This window comes from Streptomyces sp. NPDC091371 (genome assembly GCF_040684275.1).
GTDB lineage: Bacteria > Actinomycetota > Actinomycetes > Streptomycetales > Streptomycetaceae > Streptomyces.
The window spans coordinates 1-18145 of record NZ_JBFBFP010000005.1; the positions used below are offsets into that span (position 1 = coordinate 1).

Consider the following 18145-nt stretch of genomic DNA (forward strand, 5'->3'; position numbering starts at 1 on the left):
TGTCAAGGGTCGCCGTAGGCGATCGCGAAGCGACGCGACGACGAAGGAGGAGCGCCCTTTACAGGCCGGCCCGACACGGAAGGACTATGGGACTGCCGGGAAACCCCCCAGGGCATCTCTGATTCGGGCCAGTTCGGGCGCCGCCAACCGCGAAGCCACCGCCCGCAGCCGGGGGCGGGTGGGCGGACACCGCCCCGCCACCACGCCCCGAGGGGGTAAAAGTCCCGCACGCGCGTGGACCCGTACCCCCGCCCCGCCCCCCGGCGGCTTCAGGACTATTCCGGGCGGGGGGTGGCCGTCAGGTCGATCAGGCGACAGACCGTTTCGATGTCTATCTTGACCTGGGCTATCGAGGCGCGGCCCGAGAGCCAGGTGATCAGGGCCGAGTGCCAGGTGTGTTCGATGACGCGGACCGCCGAGAGCTGTTCCGCCGTCGGGGGGGCCTCCAGGCCCATCGCGTCCAGGATGATCGCCGTGGTGAGGCGGGAGACCGTGTCGACCTCGGGGCTCACGCTGCGGTCCGCGAAGGTGAGGGCCCTGACCATGGCGTCGGCCAGCTGCGGTTCGCGCTGGAGGGCGCGGAAGGCGCGCATCAGGGTTTCCGCGACGCGGGCCGCCGGGTCGTCGCCGGCCGGGGGGCGCTTGCGGAGCGTGGTGTGCATGTGCTGGAGCTGGTCCTGCATGGTGGCGACCAGGAGGTGGACCTTGGACGGGAAGTACCGGTAGAGCGTGCCCAGCGCCACGCTGGAGGACTCCGCGACCTCGCGCATCTGGACCGCGTCGAAGCCGCCACGGCTGGCCAACTGGGCGCTGGCGTGCAGGATCCGGCGGCGGCGCGCCTCCTGGCGCTCCGTCAGGGGCGGGGACGCCGGTGTGGTGACCGTGGTGGCGAGGGGCTTCGCTTCCGGTGTCATATGTCCCGTTCCGTGGCGTTCCGAGTCGTTGCGGGGTGTGTGCGGGGGGGCGTGCTCCGGGAGCCAGCATCTCAGGCGCCGGAGCCGTGGCGCGAATCACCTGCTCCGCCTCTTACGGTGTGGTTTCCGGCCGGTAGATTCAATGGTCTTCAACGGATCAAGTCTGCAACTTGTTCTACATTATCCGAGCGGTTACGCTCCGGCGAAAGTGCAGGGAGAAGGGGGCCGAGAGTGACCGCTGAGGCCATGGTGACGAGCCCTTTCGCGGGTTCCGCCACCGACGGCGACCGCCCGCTACGCATCGCACTCCTCACCTATAAGGGGAACCCGTTCTGCGGCGGCCAGGGCGTCTACGTCCGCCACCTCTCGCGCGAGCTCGTACGCCTCGGACACTCCGTCGAGGTCATCGGCGCACAGCCGTATCCGGTGCTGGATACGGGTGCGACGCTCACCGAGCTGCCCAGCCTCGATCTCTACCGCCAGCCCGACCCCTTCCGTACGCCGAAGCGCGGTGAATACCGGGACTGGATCGACGCCCTCGAGGTCGCCACGATGTGGACCGGCGGCTTTCCCGAGCCGCTGACCTTCTCGCTGCGGGCGCGGCGCCATCTGCTCGGCAGGGCCGGGGAGTTCGATGTCATCCATGACAACCAGACCCTGGGGTACGGGTTGTTGGGTGGGCTCGGGGCGCCCCTGGTGACCACCATCCACCACCCCATCACCGTCGACCGCGCGCTCGACCTCGCCGCCGCCAAGACCCGCATGGCGCGGGCTTCCGTGCGCCGTTGGTACGGGTTCACGCGCATGCAGGGGCGCGTCGCCCGCCGGCTGCCCTCCGTGCTGACCGTGTCCGGGTCCTCCCGGCAGGAGATCGCCGAGCACCTCGGTGTGCGCGACGAGCGGATCCACGTCGTGCACATCGGTGCCGACACCGATCTGTGGTCGCCGGATCCGGCCGTGGCGGAGGTTCCGGGCCGGATCGTGACCACGTCGAGCGCCGACGTCGCGCTCAAGGGGCTCGTGCACCTCGTCGAGGCGCTCGCGAAGCTGCGGACCGAGCAGCCCGACGCGCACCTCGTCGTCGTCGGCAAGCGAGCCGAGCAGGGTCCCGTCGCCCGCGCCATCGAGACGTACGGGCTCCAGGACGCGGTCCGCTTCGTCAAGGGGATCAGCGACACCGAGCTCGTCGACCTCGTGCGCAGCGCGCAGGTGGCGTGCGTGCCGTCGCTGTACGAGGGCTTCTCCCTCCCGGCGGCCGAGGCCATGGCCACCGGGACCCCGCTCGTCGCCACGACCGGCGGGGCGATCCCCGAGGTCGCCGGCCCCGACGGCGAGACCTGCCTCGCGGTGCCCCCGGGCGACGCGGGCGCGCTGGCCGCCGCGCTGGGCCGGATGCTGGGCGACCCGCAGCTGCGCGCGCGGCTCGGCGCCGCCGGGCGGGAGCGGGTGCTGACCCGGTTCACCTGGGCCAAGGCCGCCGAGGGCACCGCCGCGCACTACCGCGCAGCCATCGAGCAGGCGGCAGCGGCTCGTACCCGCCGTCCGCGGTGACGTTTCACCAGACTCCGTTTCTCCCTCACCACTCCCGCGACCGCGAAGGCAGGACCCCGTGCTGACCGTCGATTTCTCCCGGTTCCCGCTCGCCGCAGGCGACCGCGTGCTCGACCTGGGCTGCGGCGCAGGCCGGCACGCCTTCGAGTGCTACCGGCGCGGCGCCCAGGTGGTCGCCCTCGACCGCAACGGCGAGGAGATCCGCGAGGTCGCGAAGTGGTTCGCGGCGATGAAGGAGGCCGGCGAGGCCCCGGCCGGTGCCACCGCGACGGCGATGGAGGGCGACGCGCTCGCGCTGCCCTTCCCCGACGACTCCTTCGACGTCGTGATCATCTCCGAGGTCATGGAGCACATCCCCGACGACAAGGGCGTGCTCGCCGAGATGGTGCGCGTGCTCAAGCCCGGCGGGCGCATCGCCATCACCGTCCCGCGCTACGGCCCCGAGAAGATCTGCTGGGCGCTGTCCGACGCCTACCACGAGGTCGAGGGCGGGCACATCCGCATCTACAAGGCGGACGAGCTGCTCGGCAAGATGGAGGCCGCGGGCCTCAAGCCGTACGGCACCCACCACGCGCACGGGCTGCACTCCCCGTACTGGTGGCTCAAGTGCGCCTTCGGCGTCGACAACGACAAGGCGCTGCCGGTCAAGGCGTACCACAAGCTCCTGGTCTGGGACATCATGAAGAAGCCCGCCCTCACGCGCTACGCGGAGCAGGCCCTCAACCCGCTCATCGGCAAGAGCTTCGTGGCGTACGCGACCAAGCCCCACCTCCCCGTCGACGCCGCGGGCGCCGCGAAGTGAGCTCGCCGGGGCGCACCGAACACCTGGTCCTCGACGGGGTGCTGACCGCCGAGCAGGCCGCCGAGACCGTCGCGGGCATCCTCGCCGCGCAGCGGGCGGACGGGGCCATCCCGTGGTTCCGCGGCCACCACCTCGACCCGTGGGACCACACCGAGGCCGCGATGGCCCTGGACGCGGCCGGCGAGCACGGGGCCGCCGAGCGCGCCTACGCGTGGCTGGCCCGCCACCAGAACGAGGACGGCTCCTGGTACGCGGCGTACGCCGACCGGGCGGACGGCGTGGACACCGCGCAGCCGCAGGACGCGAGCCGGGAGTCCAACTTCACGGCGTACATAGCCGTCGGCGTGTGGCACCACTACCTCGCCACCGGCGACGACGCCTTCCTCGACCGGATGTGGCCGACCGTCTACGCGGCCGTCGAGTGCGTGCTCGCGCTCCAGCAGCCCGGCGGGGAGATCGGCTGGAAGCGGGAGGCGGACGGCACGGCCGTCACCGACGCCCTGCTCACCGGCTCCTCCTCCATCCACCAGGCGCTGCGCTGCGCGCTGGCGATCGCCGAGCACCGCGAGGAGCCGCAGCCCGACTGGGAGCTCGCCGTGGGGGCGCTGCGGCACGCGATACGCCGCCACCCCGAGCGGTTCCTCGACAAGAACCACTACTCGATGGACTGGTACTACCCGGTCCTCGGCGGCGCCCTGACCGGCCCCGAGGCGAAGGCGCGCATCGAGGAGCGGTGGGACGAGTTCGTCGTCCCGGACCTCGGCGTGCGCTGCGTCCTGCCGAACCCGTGGGTGACGGGCGGGGAGTCCTGCGAGCTGGCGCTCGCGCTGTGGGCGACGGGGGAGTCGGACCGGGCGCTGGAGATCCTGCGCTCCATCGGGCACCTGCGCGCCGAGAACGGGATGTACTGGACGGGGTACGTGTTCCAGGACAAGGCGGTCTGGCCGGTCGAGCAGACCACGTGGACGGCCGGGTCCCTGCTGCTCGCCGTCGCGGCGCTGGGCGGGGACGAGGCGACGGCCCAGGTGTTCGGGGGGCTGGAGCTGCCGGGCGGGCTGGAGCCCGACTGCTGCGGCTGAAGCGTCCCCGGCGGCTAGCCGGCGGCCGCGCGCAGGGCGAGGAGTTCGGGCGCGAGTACCGTGACCGTGCGGCCCGTGACCTCGACCAGGCCGTCGCGGCGCAGCCCGGACAGGGCGCGGTTGACCGTCACCCGGGTCGTCCCCAGCAGGTCGGCCAGGTCCTGCTGGGTGCCCGGCAGCTCGACCCGCCCGCCGGTGGACTCGGCGGCCCGCGCCAGGAGCCAGCCCGCCAGCCGGGCCTCGACGGGCAGGGTGGCGGCTTCGGCGAAGCGGTCCTGCTGCCGCCGGGCCTGGTCGGCGAGCAGCCGCAGCACGTGCCGGCGTACGGAGGGCACGTCGTCGACCAGTTCCTCGAACCGGGCCCGCGGCAGGCTGCGCACGGTGCAGGCGGTGAGCGCGGTGAGGGTGGCCGTGTGCCCGCGGCCGTCGATCACCGCGACCTTGTCCACGGCGCAGGGCCCGGCCCACTCGCCGAAGCGGACCACGCGGCCCGCGGCCGTCGCCGCGGTGGCCGACACCCGGCCGCGCAGCAGGAGCAGGAGGTGCCCGGCCGGATCGCCGGCCCGGCGCAACACCTCGCCCGCCCCGTGTCGGCGCGGCAGGGAAGCGGACCACAGGGCGCGCAGCCGCTCCTCGGACAGGGAGGCCAGCAGGGGCACGGAGGCCAGCGCCCGCCATGTATCGGCCGATACTGAACTGCTCACCGTCAGACCGTACCGTCGGCCGCATGATCATCCTCGAACTCGCCTTCACCGCTTTCCCGGAGCGGCTCGCCGCACGCCCCGCGCACCGGGCGGTCCTCGCCCGGCTCCATGAGGAAGGGCGGCTGCTCGCCGCAGGCCCCTGGGCGGACGACTCGGGCGCGCTGTTGGTCTTCGACGCCGACCGCGCCGAGGTGGAACGCATCGTCGACGCCGATCCGTACTACCGCACCCGGGGTGTGCGGGTAGCGGGTCTGCGGGAGTGGGCGCCGGTGGTGGGGTCGGTGGCGGGGCCGGCGCGCTGAGGCGCCCGGTGCCGCGCCGGGAGCCCGGCCGGGCGTACCCCGGACCCGAACGGGTCCCCCCAAGGGGCGCCGTGGGGCGGGGCGGGTGAGGCTGCGGGGGACAGCTCAGTCTCCGGAGGCACCCGTGTCCGTACCCCGTACTGCCCGACTGCGCCGCGCCCTCACGGCGGTGCTCCTGTCCACCGCGCTGCTCGCCGGTGCCACCGCGTGCGGCGGCGGCCGTGACGGCGGCGGCCAGGCGGAAGGGGTCTCCATGGCCTCGGCCGCCGAGCTGGCGGCCCTCGCGGCCGCGGTGCCCGCCGCCGGCGAGGCCGACGAGCTGGCCGCCGCGACGCCCTCGCCCACCAGCTCCGCCGAGCGGCAGAAGTTCGCCAAGACGCGGTTCGTCGCCAACGCCGGTCTCGCGGCCGGGGCGACGTACCAGTGGATCGTCAAGCCGTACCGCGAGGGCAAGTTCAAGAAGGGCGCGAAGGGCCGTACGTTCGCGCTCGTCAAGGCGGGCCTCGCGGGCGCCTTCGCGTACAACCGGCTCAAGGCGGCCGTCGACAACGCCAAGGGCGACCCCCTGCTGTCGAAGGCGGTGGCCCCGCTGACCGCCGGCATCGAGTCCCTCAAGGGCCTCGGCACCAAGCTCCGCAAGGGCCAGGCGGGCGACGCCGACATCGACGCCTTCGACAAGGTCATCAACGGGGTGAAGGACGCGGGCAAGAGCGCGGGCGCCGAGGTCAAGGACCAGGTCCCGAGCCTGTCCCAGCTGGGCGGTTAGCCCGTTCGGGGACCCGGAAAGGTCCCCCGAGTGGCGGATCCGGGTGCCCCGGGCGAGGCTGCGGAAGATCCCCCAGCCCCCGGAGGCACCCGTGTCCATACCCCGTACCGCCCGACTCCGCCGCGCCCTGGCCGCGGTGCTCCTGTCCACCGCGCTGCTCGCAGGGACCACCGCGTGCGGCGGCGACGACAAGGCCACCGGCGCGACCGTGACCGGGACGGCCACGCCGACCAGCACGGAAGAGGCGCAGAAGTTCGCCAAGACGCGGTTCGTCGCCAACGCCGGTCTCGCGGCCGGGGCGACGTACCAGTGGATCGTCAAGCCGTACCGCGAGGGCAAGTTCAAGGAGGGCGCGGACGGCCGTACGTTCGCGCTCGTCAAGGCGGGCCTCGCGGGCGCGTTCACCTACAACCGGCTCAAGGCGGCCGTGAACAACGCCGAGGGCGATCCGCTGCTGTCGAAGGCGGTGGTCCCGCTGACGGCCGGGATCGACTCCCTCAAGGACCTCGGTGCGAAGCTGCGCAAGGGCGAGGCGGGCGATGCCGACGTGGGCGCCTTCGAAAAGATCATCGGAGAGGTGAAGGACGCCGGGAGGAGCGCGGGAGCCGAGGTCACGGACAAGGTCCCGAGCGCGTCCGAGCTGGGCGGCTAGCCCGCGGCGCCGAGTGATCCCGGTCACAGCCCGTCACAGCCTCCGATGGTGCGGTGTCTTGATGCCGAACACCGAGGTGATCGTGATCGGCGGCGGATACGCGGGCGTGATGGCCGCGAACCGGCTGACGCAGCGCGACGGCGTGACCGTGACCCTGGTCAACCCGCGCCCGGACTTCGTCCACCGGGTCCGGCTGCACCAGCTGGTGGGGGGGAACGATTCCGCGGTCGTCGGGTACCGGGAGGTGCTCGCGGAGGGGGTGCGGCTGGTCGTGGACGCCGCGGTGCGGATCGATGCGGCCGGGCGGTGTGTGGAGCCGGCGGGCGGGGGTGCGGTCGGTTACGACTACCTCGTTTACGCGGTGGGCAGCGGCAGCGCCGATCCGGGTGTGCCGGGGGCCGCGGAGTTCGCGTACCCGATCGCCACCTTCGAGGAGGCCGAGCGGCTGCGGCCGGCCCTGGACGCCGCGCCGGCGACGGCCCCCGTGACGGTGGTCGGAGCCGGGCCGACCGGGATCGAGACGGCCGCCGAGCTGGCCGAGCAGGGGCGGGCCGTGACGCTGGTGTGCGGCGGGGTGCTCGGCCCGTACCTGCACACCCGCGGCCGCCGCTCCGTCGCCAAGCGGCTGGCCCAGCTCGGCATCACGGTCATCGACGGCTCCGACGCGAAGGTGACGGCCGTGACCCGGGACGCCGTGCGGCTCGCCGACGGCCGTGAGCTGCCGAGCGAGGTGACCATCTGGACGGCCGGCTTCGGCGTGCCGGACCTGGCGGCGCGCAGCGGGCTGCGTACCGACGCGCGCTGCCGCAGCGGATGAGCTGCCAGGCCGCGATGCCGCTGGGCGCACGGGCCGCGGACACGGTGCTCAGCCGGATCGCGGACGAGCGGCCCGAGCCCATCCACCAGTCGTACTGGGCCCAGTGCATCAGCCTGGGCCGGGGCGCCAGGGCCAAGGAGTTCGTCTGCAAGGTCATCCCCAAGCACCTCGCCGAGGAGGCGCACAAGCCCGGCTCGTACAGCGTGCACCGCATGTCGGGAGGTGTCGCCAAGCGTCAGGAGCTCCTGCGGGCCGAGCGTGCGGCCTGACCTCCTGGGCCGGTGGGCCTGTTTCAATGGGCCGCATGATCGAGTACGTGGTGATCGCCGTCGCGGGCGGCGGTGCCGGCTGGCTCCTGCGGCGCAAGCACCTGCGCCGGCTGGCCGCCGGACCCGCTGCCGGGATTCCCGGGATGGCGCGCCGGCCGGCCGGTGAGGGCCGCTGGCGGACCGGCACGCTGTACGTCGACCAGGGCGCGGCCCGCTGGGTCCCGCGGCGGGGCGAGCCCGTGCCGCTGCCGGGCGGGCGCGCCACCGGCGTGCGGGTCCCCTCCGTGCGGGAGGGGATGTCCATCAATCCCGGCTCGCGGATCGTGACCTGCGCCTACGAGGGCGGCGGCACCATCGACATCGCCGTCATGCCGCTGGACCTGCGCGCGCTGCTGGCGGCGCTGCCGCAGGACCCGGCCGAGACCCCCGACACCCCCTAACTCTGCTTCGTCCAGCGCTGCGAGGCGTCCCCGTCGCAGCCCGCCGTGTGCAGGCCGGTGGTGCCGGCCATGCCGAGGTCGAGGCAGCCGCCGCCCAAGTCGGACACCAGGCTGCCGCCCGAGCCGCCCCGCCACGACACGCTGGTGTCCTGCGCGCAGTCGCCGACGAAGACGGCCTGGCCGAACCCGTTGGATTGCAGGCAGCTGCCGCTCTGCTTGTTGACGAGCTTGAAGCTGCCGTTGGAGCGGGCCTGCACGGTCCACTGGGTGGAGGAGCCCGCGCATTCGGCGAAGCTCGAAGAGCCGAAGACCTGGCTGATGCACTTGCCGTTCTCGCCGTTGCGGAAGCGGTAGACGCTCGTGGCGGGCGGTGGGGCGGAGGTGGTCTTCGGGCTGGTCGGGGGCGGCGCGGAGGAGGAGCCCGCGGAGCTGCCGGTGCCGGCTGAGCCGCCGTTCTGGCTGCCGCCGCCACCTCCGGGTCCGGTACCGGTCCCGCTTCCCGCGCTGGTCCCGGTGTTGCCGCCCGGGCCGGTGCCACCGGCGCCCGAGGCGCCCGCGCCTTCCGCGCCGCCCTGCGCGTTCTGGGCGCCGTCCTGGGGCGTGCCCTCGGCCGGGGTCTGCGGGGGTGAGGCCGGACCGGGCGAGGTGCCGGTCGGCGCGGCGCCGGTCGGGTCGGCGGGGGCCGACACGGAGGAGTGCGGGGTGCCGTTGGGCCCGGCGGTCGGGGAGGTCACGTTCGGCAGGTACTGGATGGCGAGGGTCGTACCGCCCGCGACCACGACGACGGGGACGGCGGCGAGGAGGACACGGATGGGGCGGCGGCGCTCCGGCCGCCCCACGGCGGCCGTTGGTACGGACGCCGGTATGACCTCCGGTTCCGGCTCCTGCTCCGGCTTCTGCTCCGGCTCCTGCTCCGCCTCCGGCGTCCCGCTCGCGAGCGGGACCGTCGGCTGGTCGATCTCCTGGACGTCCGCGGCGAAGGCGGCCCGCTCGGACAGCCGCTCGTGGACGGGCGCCGGCCACAGCGCGACCGGGGCCGCCGACGGGACCTGGCGCGAGGCCTTCTCGACGAGCTCGGCGGCGGTGGGGCGGTCCGCCGGGTCCTTGGCGAGGCAGGTGGCGACGAGGTCGGCCAGGTCGGGCGCCAGGGCCCGCAGCGGCTCCAGGTCGGGTTCCTCGTGGACGATGCGGTAGAGCACGCCGTGCCCCGACTCGTCGCCGAAGGGCGGCCGGCCGCTCGCCGCGTACGCGAGGACCGAGCCCAGCGCGAAGATGTCCGTGGCGCCGCTCAACCCCCGGGTGCCCGAGGCCTGTTCGGGTGCCATGTAGGCGGGTGTGCCCACGACCATGCCGGTCCGGGTCAGCTGCGACTGCTCGGCGGCCCGGGCGACGCCGAAGTCGATGAGGGTGAGGCCGTCGACGGTCAGCATGACGTTGGACGGCTTGAGGTCCCGGTGCACCATGTCCAGCGCGTGCACCTGCGCCAGGCCCGCCGCCGCCTCCCGCAGCAGCAGCCACAGCGCGTCCGCGGGCAGGGCGCCGCCGTTCAGCTCCAGGGCTTCGCGCAGGGTGAGCCCGGGGACGTACGCGGTGGCGAACCACGGGGGCCGGGCGGTGCGGTCGCTGCCGAGCAGCGGTGCGGTGGCGCCGGCGGGCAGGCGGGCGAGGTTGTCCAGCTCGTGCCCGAAGCGGCGCACGAAGTCCTTGTCCTCGCCGACGACGGAGGCCAGCAGTTGTTTGACGGCGACGTACCGGCCGTCCTGCACGCCGAGGTACACCCGTCCCATGCCGCCGGCCCCCAGCCGGCCCGCCAGCGGGATCGGCCCGATCTGGCGCGGATCCTCCGGCTCCAGCGGCTCGGCTCCGCTCCCCGTCAGCTCTAACACGTCGGCCCCGTCAGCGTCGGAATCAGTTGCCAGGAATCTACCGGATGGGTTCAAGGGGCAACGAGGCCCGGGGGTGGGTGACTTGGGGCCGCTGTGTCAGCTGTTGTGTCAGCTGTTGAGTTCTGCCAGTACGCGCAGGGTGTGCGGGTCCGGGGCGGTCAGGAGGAGGTCGGTGACGGGGCCCTTGCGCCACAGTTCGAGGCGTTCGGCGATCCGCTCCCGGGGGCCGATCAGCGAGATCTCGTCGGCGAACGCGTCCGGGACGGCCAGCACCGCCTCCTCCTTGCGCCCGGCGAGGAACAGCTCCTGGATGCGGCGGGCCTCCTCCTCGTAGCCCATGCGCGCCATGAGGTCGGCGTGGAAGTTGCGGGCCGCGTGCCCCATGCCGCCGATGTAGAAGCCGAGCATCGCCTTGACCGGCAGCAGTCCCTCGGCGACGTCGTCGCACACCTTGGCGCGGGCCATCGGCGCGATCATGAAGTTCTCGGGCAGGTCGGTCAGGGAGGCCTGGTAGACGTCCGTGCGCGTCGGCGACCAGTACAGCGGCAGCCAGCCGTCCGCGATCCGGGTGGTCTGCTCGATGTTCTTCGGCCCCTCCGCGCCCAGCAGCAGCGGCAGGTCCGCGCGCAGCGGGTGGGTGATCGGCTTGAGCGGTTTGCCGATGCCGGTGCCGTCCTCGCCGCGGTACGGGTGGTGGTGGAAGCGGCCGTCCAGGGCGACCGGGCCCTCCCGGCGGAGCACCTGCCGGATGACGTCGACGTACTCGCGGGTCGCGGTGAGCGGGCTCGCCGGGAAGGGGCGCCCGTACCAGCCCTCGACCACCTGCGGCCCGGACAGGCCCAGGCCCAGCATCATGCGGCCGCCGGAGAGGTGGTCGAGGGTGAGGGCGTGCATGGCGGTGGCGGTCGGGGTGCGGGCGGCCATCTGGGCGATGGCGGTGCCGAGGCGGATCCGCGAGGTGTGGGCGGCGATCCAGGTCAGCGGGGTGAAGGCGTCCGAGCCCCAGGCCTCGGCGGTCCACACCGAGTGGTAGCCGAGGTTCTCGGCCTCGGTGGCGAGGTCGAGGTGGCCCGGGTTGGGGCCGCGGCCCCAGTAGCCGAGTGCGAGTCCGAGGCGCATGTACGATCCCCTCCGCTGAGCCGTTTCTGACGGTGCGTCAGGCGACTGTAAGGCCAACGGCCCCCCGCCCGGAAGGGCGGGGCGCCGTTGCCGCGGGCCGGGGAATCAGCCGCGCTGGATGCCCGAGGTGTCGTTCAGCACGCCGCGGCGGCCGTCCTGGGTCTGGGCGATCAGGACGGACGGGCCGCGCTGCTCGACGGCCAGGTACCAGGTGCCCGGGGCGAGCTCCGCGATCGGGGCGGGGGAGCCGTCCTCGGCGAAGAGGGGGCGGGCCACCGGGACCGCGAACCAGAACGGGGAGAAGTCCCCCGCCGGGGCCGGGGCGGGCGCGGGCGTCTGCTGGCCCGCGTCCTGCGGGGTGCCGCCGTAGGGCGGGACCGGCTGCGGGGCGTTGCCGTACGGCTGGCCCTGACCCTGGGACTGCTGACCCTCCGACGCGCCCGGGTAGCCGTACCCGGCGCCCGGCTGGGGCTGCTGCCCGTACGGGGCGGGGGCGGCGGGCTTCGGCTCCGGCACCAGCTGGCCGGCCAGCGCCGGGACCTTGGCGGAGAACAGCGCCACACCGGCCAGCGCCAGGGTGGAGACGAAGCCGAGGAGCGCGCCGGCGCCCAGGTCGAGCTGCTCGGGGCAGGTGATCAGCGACCACAGCGAGGACCAGGCGGCCGAGACGGCGAGCACGCTGCCCCACGCGGTGAGCGGCAGGCCCAGGACCTTGCGCCCCTCGGGCTGGAGGCGGGCGAAGATGAGCAGCCCGGCGGCGACGAAACCGACCAGGAAGATGGTGGGGAGCGCCAGGTTGTCGGCGCTCCACACGTTCGGCAGGTCCAGGCCGTTGGTGGAGTAGAAGTCGAGCAGCGAGGCGATGAACAGCAGCGCCGCTGCTCCGATCACCACGCCGTCGCCTCGAGTGAGGGAGCGGATGTTCACGTCTCAGGTGTCCTTCTCGGTCTCGGTCGTCTCGTGGTGCCACGGCCGCAGTACGTGCCTGGAGCGGGCGAGCGGCACCATGGTACGGAGGTTCCCCGCGGCGATCAGGATCGGGGCGGTGACCAAGTCCCGGCGGGACTCCCGAGGGGACTACCCGCCGAGGAACGCGACGATGCCGTCCGCGATGCCCTGGGCCGCCTTCTGGCGCCACTCCGGACTGGTCAGCTGCGCCGCGTCCTTGGCGTCACGCATGTTGCCGCATTCGATGAACACCTTCGGCCTGGTGGACAGGTTCAGGCCGCCGAGGTCGTCGCGGATGACCAAACCGGTCCCGCTGCCGAGGTAGTTGGCGGGGTCGGAGCCGGTGGTCCGGGCGAAGTTCGAGGCGATCCGTTCGCCGAGCCTGCGGGAGGGTTCGACGATCGCCGCGGTGTCCGCGCCGCCGCCCTTGACCTTGGCGGGGAGGATCACGTGGTAGCCGCGGTTGCCGGCCGAGACCCCGTCGGCGTGGACGGAGACGACGGCGTCGGCCTTCGCCTCGTTGCCGATGCGGGCGCGCTCGTCGATGCAGGGGCCCCAGGGGCGGTCGGCCTCGTGGGTGAGGACCACCTTCGCGCCCTGGGCCTCCAGCGCCTCGCGCAGGCGCAGCGAGACGTCGAAGGTGAACTCGGCCTCCATGTAGCCGGAGTTCGTGGTGGTGCCGGTGGTGTCGCACTCCTTGAGGTTCGTGCCGATGTCGACCTGCTGGTCGATCTCGTCGGTGTGCTTGAAGTTGCCGGTGTTGTGCCCGGGGTCGACGACGACCGTCTTGCCGGTGAGCGGGCCCTTGGCCGCCTCCTCGGCCGTACCCGTGGGGGTTTCCACGGCCGGGGCGGCGGGCGGCAGGGAGACGGGCACGCCGGCCGCGGCGGTGCCCGGCTGCTTGGCGTCGTGGTGCTCCGCTCCGGCTCCCGCTCCGGTCAGGGCCTGGGTCAGTACCCACCCGGCGAGGCAGGCCGGGGCGAGCGCGGCGACCCCCACGACGAGGGTGGAGCGGCGCGCGAACCAGGGCCGGTCCGGGCCGGCCGGAGCGGGGGAGTCGGCGGACTCGGGGGGCTGGGGGCTGTCGTCGTAGCGCACGCGGTGATGCTAGACCCGTGGTCCCGGCCGGTCCCGGCTCTGGGCCATCCGAGGGCGTGGTCGTCTTATATGTCCGCGCCGGGTTCTTCGAACGCCTGGGCCACGGCGAGGCTGTCCTCGTAGACGTGGTGCCGGGTGACGAGGCCGTGTTCGACCGTGAGGTGCAGCGCGAACCGTGCCCGGTACGCACGTCCGGTGGACCGGGCCGTCTGGCGGATCTCGCCGAGCACGACCGCATCGGCGCCGTCGACGAGGACGCGCTCGATCTCGGTGGCCGCGGCCCCGGGCACGTGGTGCGCGGCCAGCTCGCGGTAGTGGGCCGCGGCATCGGCGCGGGTGGACCGGTGGCGGATCCACGGGGTGGCGGTGCGCCCGTGTTCTGCCTCCGGCCAGTCCAGCTTCCAGTCGCCCCGACCTCCTCAGCCCCGCGCCGCGAGGGCGACCCGGTCCGCCAGCGCGGCCGCGCCCGCCGGGGTCAGGTTTCCGTGGAGCCGGAGCCGGGCCAGGCCCCCGTCGGGGTAGACGTCCAGCCGGGCGTGGGTGCCCGTGGCCGGCGCCGGGAGGGGCAGCCGGTGGAGGCTGTCGGGCTGCAGCGGCACGCGCGGCAGGACCTCGGTCCACGCGCCCGACTCCCCGTCCTTCACCGACAGCGCGACCCACCCGGCCGCGTTGCCCTTGAGGTTGGCCGTGTCGACTTCCACCGCCCGTATCTCGCTCTGCGCGGCCAGCCGGTAGGTGATCCAGTCGTTGCCCCGGTCGCGGCGGCGCCGGGTCTCCCAGCCGTCGTCCTGCTTCTGCGACAGCCCCGGCATGATCGTGTTGCCGGGCGAGGAGTAGAAGCCGTCCGAGGCGTCCTCCACGCTGCCGCCGTTCGTCACGCAGGCCACGTCCACACTGCCCAGGAGCGCGAGCCAGGCCGGGTCGGGCAGCACCTCGCCGTGGACGCGCAGCCGGGCGATGCCCCCGTCCGGATGCTGGTTGATCCGCAGGTGGGTCCAGCGGCGCCCGGAGTCGATGGCGAAGCCGTTGGCGGCGTGGCCCCGTACGGGAGCGGGGGGCAGGATCGTGTGCCATTCGCCGGAGTCCCGCAGGAGGTCGGCCGCGGCGGGCGTCCCGTCGAAGGCGGCGGCCTGCACGCTGACCCGCTGCGGGAAGTTGCCCCGGAAGTGGGCGGTGTCCACGACGATCCCGCGGATGATGCCCGGCGCGCCGAGGCGGATCAGCGCCCAGTCGTGGTCGTCGGCGTCCGGGAAGGGGTGCGCGGCGTCCGCGCCGCGGCGGCGCCGGGTCTCCCAGCCGTCCATGACCTTGCCCTTGTGGCCGTAGTGGTGGACGTCGAAGGCCGCCGGGGTGCGGACGAGGAGGTTCTCCCGCTCGGCGAAGAACTCGTCGTTGGCGGCGACCACGCCGCCGCCGAGCCGGCGGTCGGCGAGGTCGGTGAGCCGGGTGAAGGGGAAGTCGCCGCCGCGGTAGTCGGCGTACGGATCGCCGGAGGCGTAGGGAGCGGCGTACGCGTCGGGCAGGGTGTGGGAGCGCATCGGGGGGCCTTTCCGTCGTTGCCGGTGGAACGGTGAGGTGCTCCGACTCTCACAGGCAACGACCAGTCAGGTCCATCGATGATTTTCGATCAGACCGTTCGGCTGAACTGAACGGTCTGGAGGGGTCGCCGGAGGGTCAGACGCCCTTGCCGACGCGCCGCAGGACGCGGAGGGAGTCCGTCACCGAGACCTCCTCGAAGGCGCCCGAGGCGAGGGCGCGCAGGTAGATCCGGTACGGGGCCTGGCCGCCGTCGGCCGGGTCGGGGAAGACGTCGTGGATGACGAGCGTCCCGCCCATGGCCACGTGCGGGGCCCAGCCCTCGTAGTCCCCGGTCGCGTGCTCGTCGGTGTGGCCGCCGTCGATGAAGACCAGGCCGAGCGGGCCGCCCCAGGCCGCCGCGACCTGCGGGGACCGGCCGACGATCGCGATCACGTGCTCTTCGAGACCGGCCTTGTGCAGGGTGCGGCGGAAGGTCGGCAGGGTGTCCATCAGCCCGATCTCCGGGTCCACGACCGACGGGTCGTGGTACTCCCAGCCGGGCTGCTGCTCCTCGCTGCCCCGGTGGTGGTCGACGGTGATCGCCGCCACCCCGGCCTCGCGGGCGGCATCCGCCAGCAGGATCGTGGAGCGCCCGCAGTACGTCCCGACCTCCAGCAGCGGCAGCCCGAGCGCGGCGGCCTCGGCGGCCGCCGCGTACAGGGCGAGGCCCTCGCCCACGGGCATGAACCCCTTGGCGGCCTCGAAGGCGGCGAGGGTCTCCGGCTTGGGGGTGGCGGCCATGGGTTCCTCCGGCGGTGGCGTGTGGTGCGGTGAGCGTGACGGTCACGGTGGCGGCCCATGCTGCCCTACCGCCCGGTAGTGGACCAGGGCGGGGGCCGATCGGTGGGCGAAAGCGGGCCCCGGAGCCGAGTACGGCGGTCGCCGCCGGCGCATGAGCCAACGGGACGGCTTAGGCTCCCCGGCATGGACGAACGGGGGGCCGTGGTGCCCTGGCATGTGCTCGAAGGGGTGTCTGCGGGGCAGGAGCGGGTCCCGGGCCTGCTGCGTGACCTGGCGGTGCCGGGGCTGCGGCGGTCCTCGTGGGCGAAGTTGGAGGAACTGCTCGGCTGGCGGACCGACGAGCCGCTCTTCATCGAAGTGGCCAAGCGCCTCTTCGAACTGGCCCCCCGGCTCGATGCGCGCCGACGGGCCCTGGTCCTCGAATTGCTGGCCCGGCGCGCCAACGGCGTCTGCTGGACTTCGGTCGGCGTGCACCGCCCGGCCTTCCTCGCCTTCACGACCAGGGGACACCACGTGGTCCCGCTGGTCCCGGACCCGTCGGCGGAGGTGCGGACCCGCGCGGCCTGGCTGCTGCGCGCGCTCCGGGTCGAGGACCCGGCGGCACTGGAGGCGCTGCGGCAGCAGGCCGCCGTCGAGAGCGATCGGACCGCCCTGGTCTCCCAACTGCTCGCGGTGGCAGCCGTATCGGGAGCCGCCGACCGGGCCGCGACCGTGGAGTGGCTCCGGCCCCGGCTCGACCACGGGCACGTCCAGGTGCGGCTGGCGGCCGCCCGGTCCATGCTGCTGCTGGCCACCCCCGATGGTGTGCGGGGTACGGGACACCGCCTCGCCGAGGCCTTCGCCGAGATCGGGGACGGCCCGCTCCCGGAAGTGCCGTGGTGGCCCCACGACCACACGCCGGTGCGGCGGTTCGCGGACGGGCTCACGGCTCATCCAGGGGAGGCGGCGGCGTTGGTGGACGGCCTGGCCCGGCACCCGAGCCCGAGACTGCGGGCGGAGGCCGTCATGGAGGCCGGGAAGCAACTGCGCTACTGGCGCGACCCGTCGCCGGGCCTGTGGGCGACGATCGGGGCCGGACTGGAGGACGAGGCCGCCGAAGTCGCCGCGGCCGCGGTCGACGTGCTCGCCGGGGCGGGCTCGGCGGCCGCCCCGTACGCGGACCGCATCGTCGCCGTCACCGAGCGCGCTTCCTCCGTGACGGTGGGCCGCTACGCCGCGCTACGGGCGCTGGTCGGCATCGAGGATCCGCGGGCGCCGTCCCTGTACCTCGACCACTTCGACAACCATTTCCTGGAGGTCGCCCGACTGCCGGCGCACTGGGCACCCGATGTGCTCCCGGCCTTCCGCGAGCGGCTCACCCACGGCCCCGAGGCCCGGGGCGTCGACAAGATCCTGCTGATCCTGACCCAGTGGGGCCCGGCCGCGGCACCGGCCGTACCCGAACTGGCCGGCCTGCTGGACACCCCGTACGCCCGGGCCGCGGCCGAGGCCCTGGGACGGATCGGACCGCCGGCCTCGGCTACCGCGGGCACGCTGGCCGCACTCGCCCGGGGCGACAGGAGTCCGTGGCGGTTCGCCGCCGGCATCGAACGCTCGCCGAAGCCTTGGCACGGGCTGCAGACCGCGGCCTGGGCGTACTGGCGCGTCACGGGCGACCCGGAACCGGCGCTGCGGGCCGGCGGATCGGCGGCTCAGGCGGGACCCGGCCGCCCGGTACTGCGCTACCTCGCCGACCTCGGTCCGCTCGCCGCGCCGTACGCCGACGCCGTCCGGGCCCTGCTCGGCTCCGTGGGCGAGTGGACCAGGGTCGGCGCGGCCGAGGCGTGGTGGCGGATCACCGGCGACCCGGCCCCAGCCGTGGAGGCTCTGCTGCCGGAGCTGGCGCCGCTGGCCGAACACCGCGTCACCGGGCTGACGCTGCGGAGCGTGCACGCGCTGACGGAGATCGGCCCGCCCGCGGCGTCCGCCCTGCCTGCGCTGCGCACCGTGACGGCCGCACCGCCGCGCCGCTACGGCGCGAGTTTCCTCCTGGACGAGGAGCTGTGCCGGGCCGCGCGGGAGGCGGTGGACCGGATCGCCGGCCCTGGGAATCCCCCGCCCTCATGACGGGGAGGAATCACACTCGAACCACACCGTCTTGCCGGTGGGCAGCGGGTCCGTGCCCCAGCGGTCGGTGACCGCCTCGACCAGGAGCAGCCCGCGCCCGCCCTCCGCGTGGGGGTCGCCGTCGCGGACGGGGCGCGGGGGGCTGGGGTCCGTGTCCGTCACCTCGACGCGGAGGCCTTCCGGCCGGCGCAGGATGAGTACGGCGCACCCCCGGCCGGGCACGTGGCGTACGACGTTGGCGACCAGCTCGGTGAGCGCGAGCTCGGCGGCGTCGGTCAGCGCGGTGAGCTCCCACTGGGCGAGGTACGTCCGCAGGATGCGCCGCATATGGCGGGCGGAGTGCTCACTCACGGTGAAGCCCATGCGGTAGCTG

The 18145-nt window shown here is 74.0% G+C and carries 18 protein-coding genes and 2 pseudogenes; 9 read left to right on the forward strand and 11 right to left on the reverse strand.

The annotated features are described in order from the left end of the window. Nucleotides 1-275: 275 nt before the first annotated feature. A complete protein-coding gene (locus AB0O21_RS08270) occupies nt 276-914 on the reverse strand; it encodes a TetR family transcriptional regulator (protein ID WP_365167780.1) in 639 nt (212 codons plus the stop codon). 231 nt (nt 915-1145) lie between these two features. Here AB0O21_RS08270 and AB0O21_RS08275 point away from each other — a divergent pair, with 231 nt between their 5' ends. The 3 genes from AB0O21_RS08275 to AB0O21_RS08285 are packed head-to-tail and all read left to right on the forward strand — an operon-like array spanning nt 1146 to nt 4346. Continuing rightward, nucleotides 1146-2465: a glycosyltransferase family 4 protein gene (locus AB0O21_RS08275; RefSeq protein ID WP_365167783.1), complete on the forward strand. Its 1320-nt coding sequence runs from the start codon at nt 1146-1148 to the stop codon at nt 2463-2465. Between the two features lie 58 nt (nt 2466-2523). Next, nucleotides 2524-3267 (forward strand): class I SAM-dependent methyltransferase, encoded by a 744-nt coding sequence (locus AB0O21_RS08280; RefSeq protein ID WP_365167785.1) that lies wholly within the window; start codon nt 2524-2526, stop codon nt 3265-3267. Next, nucleotides 3264-4346: a prenyltransferase gene (locus AB0O21_RS08285; RefSeq protein WP_365167787.1), complete on the forward strand. Its 1083-nt coding sequence runs from the start codon at nt 3264-3266 to the stop codon at nt 4344-4346. The genes AB0O21_RS08280 and AB0O21_RS08285 overlap by 4 nt, the downstream gene beginning before the upstream one ends. A gap of 14 nt (nt 4347-4360) precedes the next feature. On the opposite strand, the gene AB0O21_RS08290 is transcribed toward AB0O21_RS08285, so the two are convergent. Further along, nucleotides 4361-5050 (reverse strand): Crp/Fnr family transcriptional regulator, encoded by a 690-nt coding sequence (locus AB0O21_RS08290; protein WP_365167789.1) that lies wholly within the window; start codon nt 5048-5050, stop codon nt 4361-4363. 23 nt (nt 5051-5073) lie between these two features. Here AB0O21_RS08290 and AB0O21_RS08295 point away from each other — a divergent pair, with 23 nt between their 5' ends. From AB0O21_RS08295 to AB0O21_RS08315, 5 genes and pseudogenes are all read left to right on the forward strand, one after another. After that, entirely contained in the window at nt 5074-5352 is a 279-nt protein-coding gene (locus tag AB0O21_RS08295; RefSeq protein WP_365167792.1) for a YciI family protein, read from the forward strand. Nucleotides 5353-5476: 124 nt separating this feature from the next. Further along, nucleotides 5477-6118: a hypothetical protein gene (locus AB0O21_RS08300; RefSeq protein ID WP_365167795.1), complete on the forward strand. Its 642-nt coding sequence runs from the start codon at nt 5477-5479 to the stop codon at nt 6116-6118. A 97-nt stretch (nt 6119-6215) separates the two neighbouring features. Continuing rightward, a complete protein-coding gene (locus AB0O21_RS08305) occupies nt 6216-6770 on the forward strand; it encodes a hypothetical protein (RefSeq protein WP_365168290.1) in 555 nt (184 codons plus the stop codon). A gap of 58 nt (nt 6771-6828) precedes the next feature. After that, nucleotides 6829-7856 (forward strand): annotated as a pseudogene (locus tag AB0O21_RS08310) (FAD-dependent oxidoreductase). 35 nt (nt 7857-7891) lie between these two features. After that, nucleotides 7892-8296: a hypothetical protein gene (locus tag AB0O21_RS08315; RefSeq protein ID WP_365167798.1), complete on the forward strand. Its 405-nt coding sequence runs from the start codon at nt 7892-7894 to the stop codon at nt 8294-8296. Here AB0O21_RS08315 and AB0O21_RS08320 read toward each other — a convergent pair. From AB0O21_RS08320 to AB0O21_RS08355, 8 genes and pseudogenes are all read right to left on the reverse strand, one after another. Then, the gene (locus AB0O21_RS08320) at nt 8293-10182 is read right to left on the reverse strand and encodes a protein kinase (protein ID WP_365167800.1); all 1890 of its coding nucleotides are present in this window, start codon (nt 10180-10182) and stop codon (nt 8293-8295) included. The genes AB0O21_RS08315 and AB0O21_RS08320 overlap by 4 nt on opposite strands. A 108-nt stretch (nt 10183-10290) precedes the next feature. Further along, a complete protein-coding gene (locus tag AB0O21_RS08325; RefSeq protein ID WP_365167802.1) occupies nt 10291-11301 on the reverse strand; it encodes an LLM class F420-dependent oxidoreductase in 1011 nt (336 codons plus the stop codon). Between the two features lie 105 nt (nt 11302-11406). Further along, nucleotides 11407-12228, reverse strand: a complete 822-nt coding sequence (locus AB0O21_RS08330; protein WP_365167804.1) for a hypothetical protein — start codon at nt 12226-12228, stop codon at nt 11407-11409. Nucleotides 12229-12231: 3 nt separating this feature from the next. Further along, nucleotides 12232-12354 (reverse strand): hypothetical protein, encoded by a 123-nt coding sequence (locus AB0O21_RS08335; protein ID WP_365167806.1) that lies wholly within the window; start codon nt 12352-12354, stop codon nt 12232-12234. Nucleotides 12355-12378: 24 nt separating this feature from the next. After that, on the reverse strand, nt 12379-13347 hold the full coding sequence (locus tag AB0O21_RS08340) for an N-acetylmuramoyl-L-alanine amidase (RefSeq protein WP_365167808.1): 969 nt from the start codon (nt 13345-13347) through the stop codon (nt 12379-12381). A 65-nt stretch (nt 13348-13412) separates the two neighbouring features. Beyond that, nucleotides 13413-13760, reverse strand: a pseudogene (locus tag AB0O21_RS08345) (nuclear transport factor 2 family protein); the annotation flags it as partial. 6 nt (nt 13761-13766) lie between these two features. Continuing rightward, nucleotides 13767-14885: an allantoicase gene (alc, locus tag AB0O21_RS08350; protein ID WP_365167811.1), complete on the reverse strand. Its 1119-nt coding sequence runs from the start codon at nt 14883-14885 to the stop codon at nt 13767-13769. Nucleotides 14886-15021: 136 nt separating this feature from the next. Beyond that, entirely contained in the window at nt 15022-15666 is a 645-nt protein-coding gene (locus AB0O21_RS08355) for a class I SAM-dependent methyltransferase (protein WP_365167813.1), read from the reverse strand. Between the two features lie 183 nt (nt 15667-15849). On the opposite strand from AB0O21_RS08355, the gene AB0O21_RS08360 reads away from it, so the two are divergent. Continuing rightward, complete coding sequence (locus AB0O21_RS08360; protein WP_365167816.1) at nt 15850-17772, forward strand: hypothetical protein; 1923 nt, start codon at nt 15850-15852, stop codon at nt 17770-17772. Here AB0O21_RS08360 and AB0O21_RS08365 read toward each other — a convergent pair. After that, complete coding sequence (locus tag AB0O21_RS08365; RefSeq protein ID WP_365168292.1) at nt 17767-18135, reverse strand: ATP-binding protein; 369 nt, start codon at nt 18133-18135, stop codon at nt 17767-17769. The two genes, AB0O21_RS08360 and AB0O21_RS08365, sit on opposite strands and share 6 nt — an antisense overlap. Nucleotides 18136-18145 lie beyond the last annotated feature (10 nt).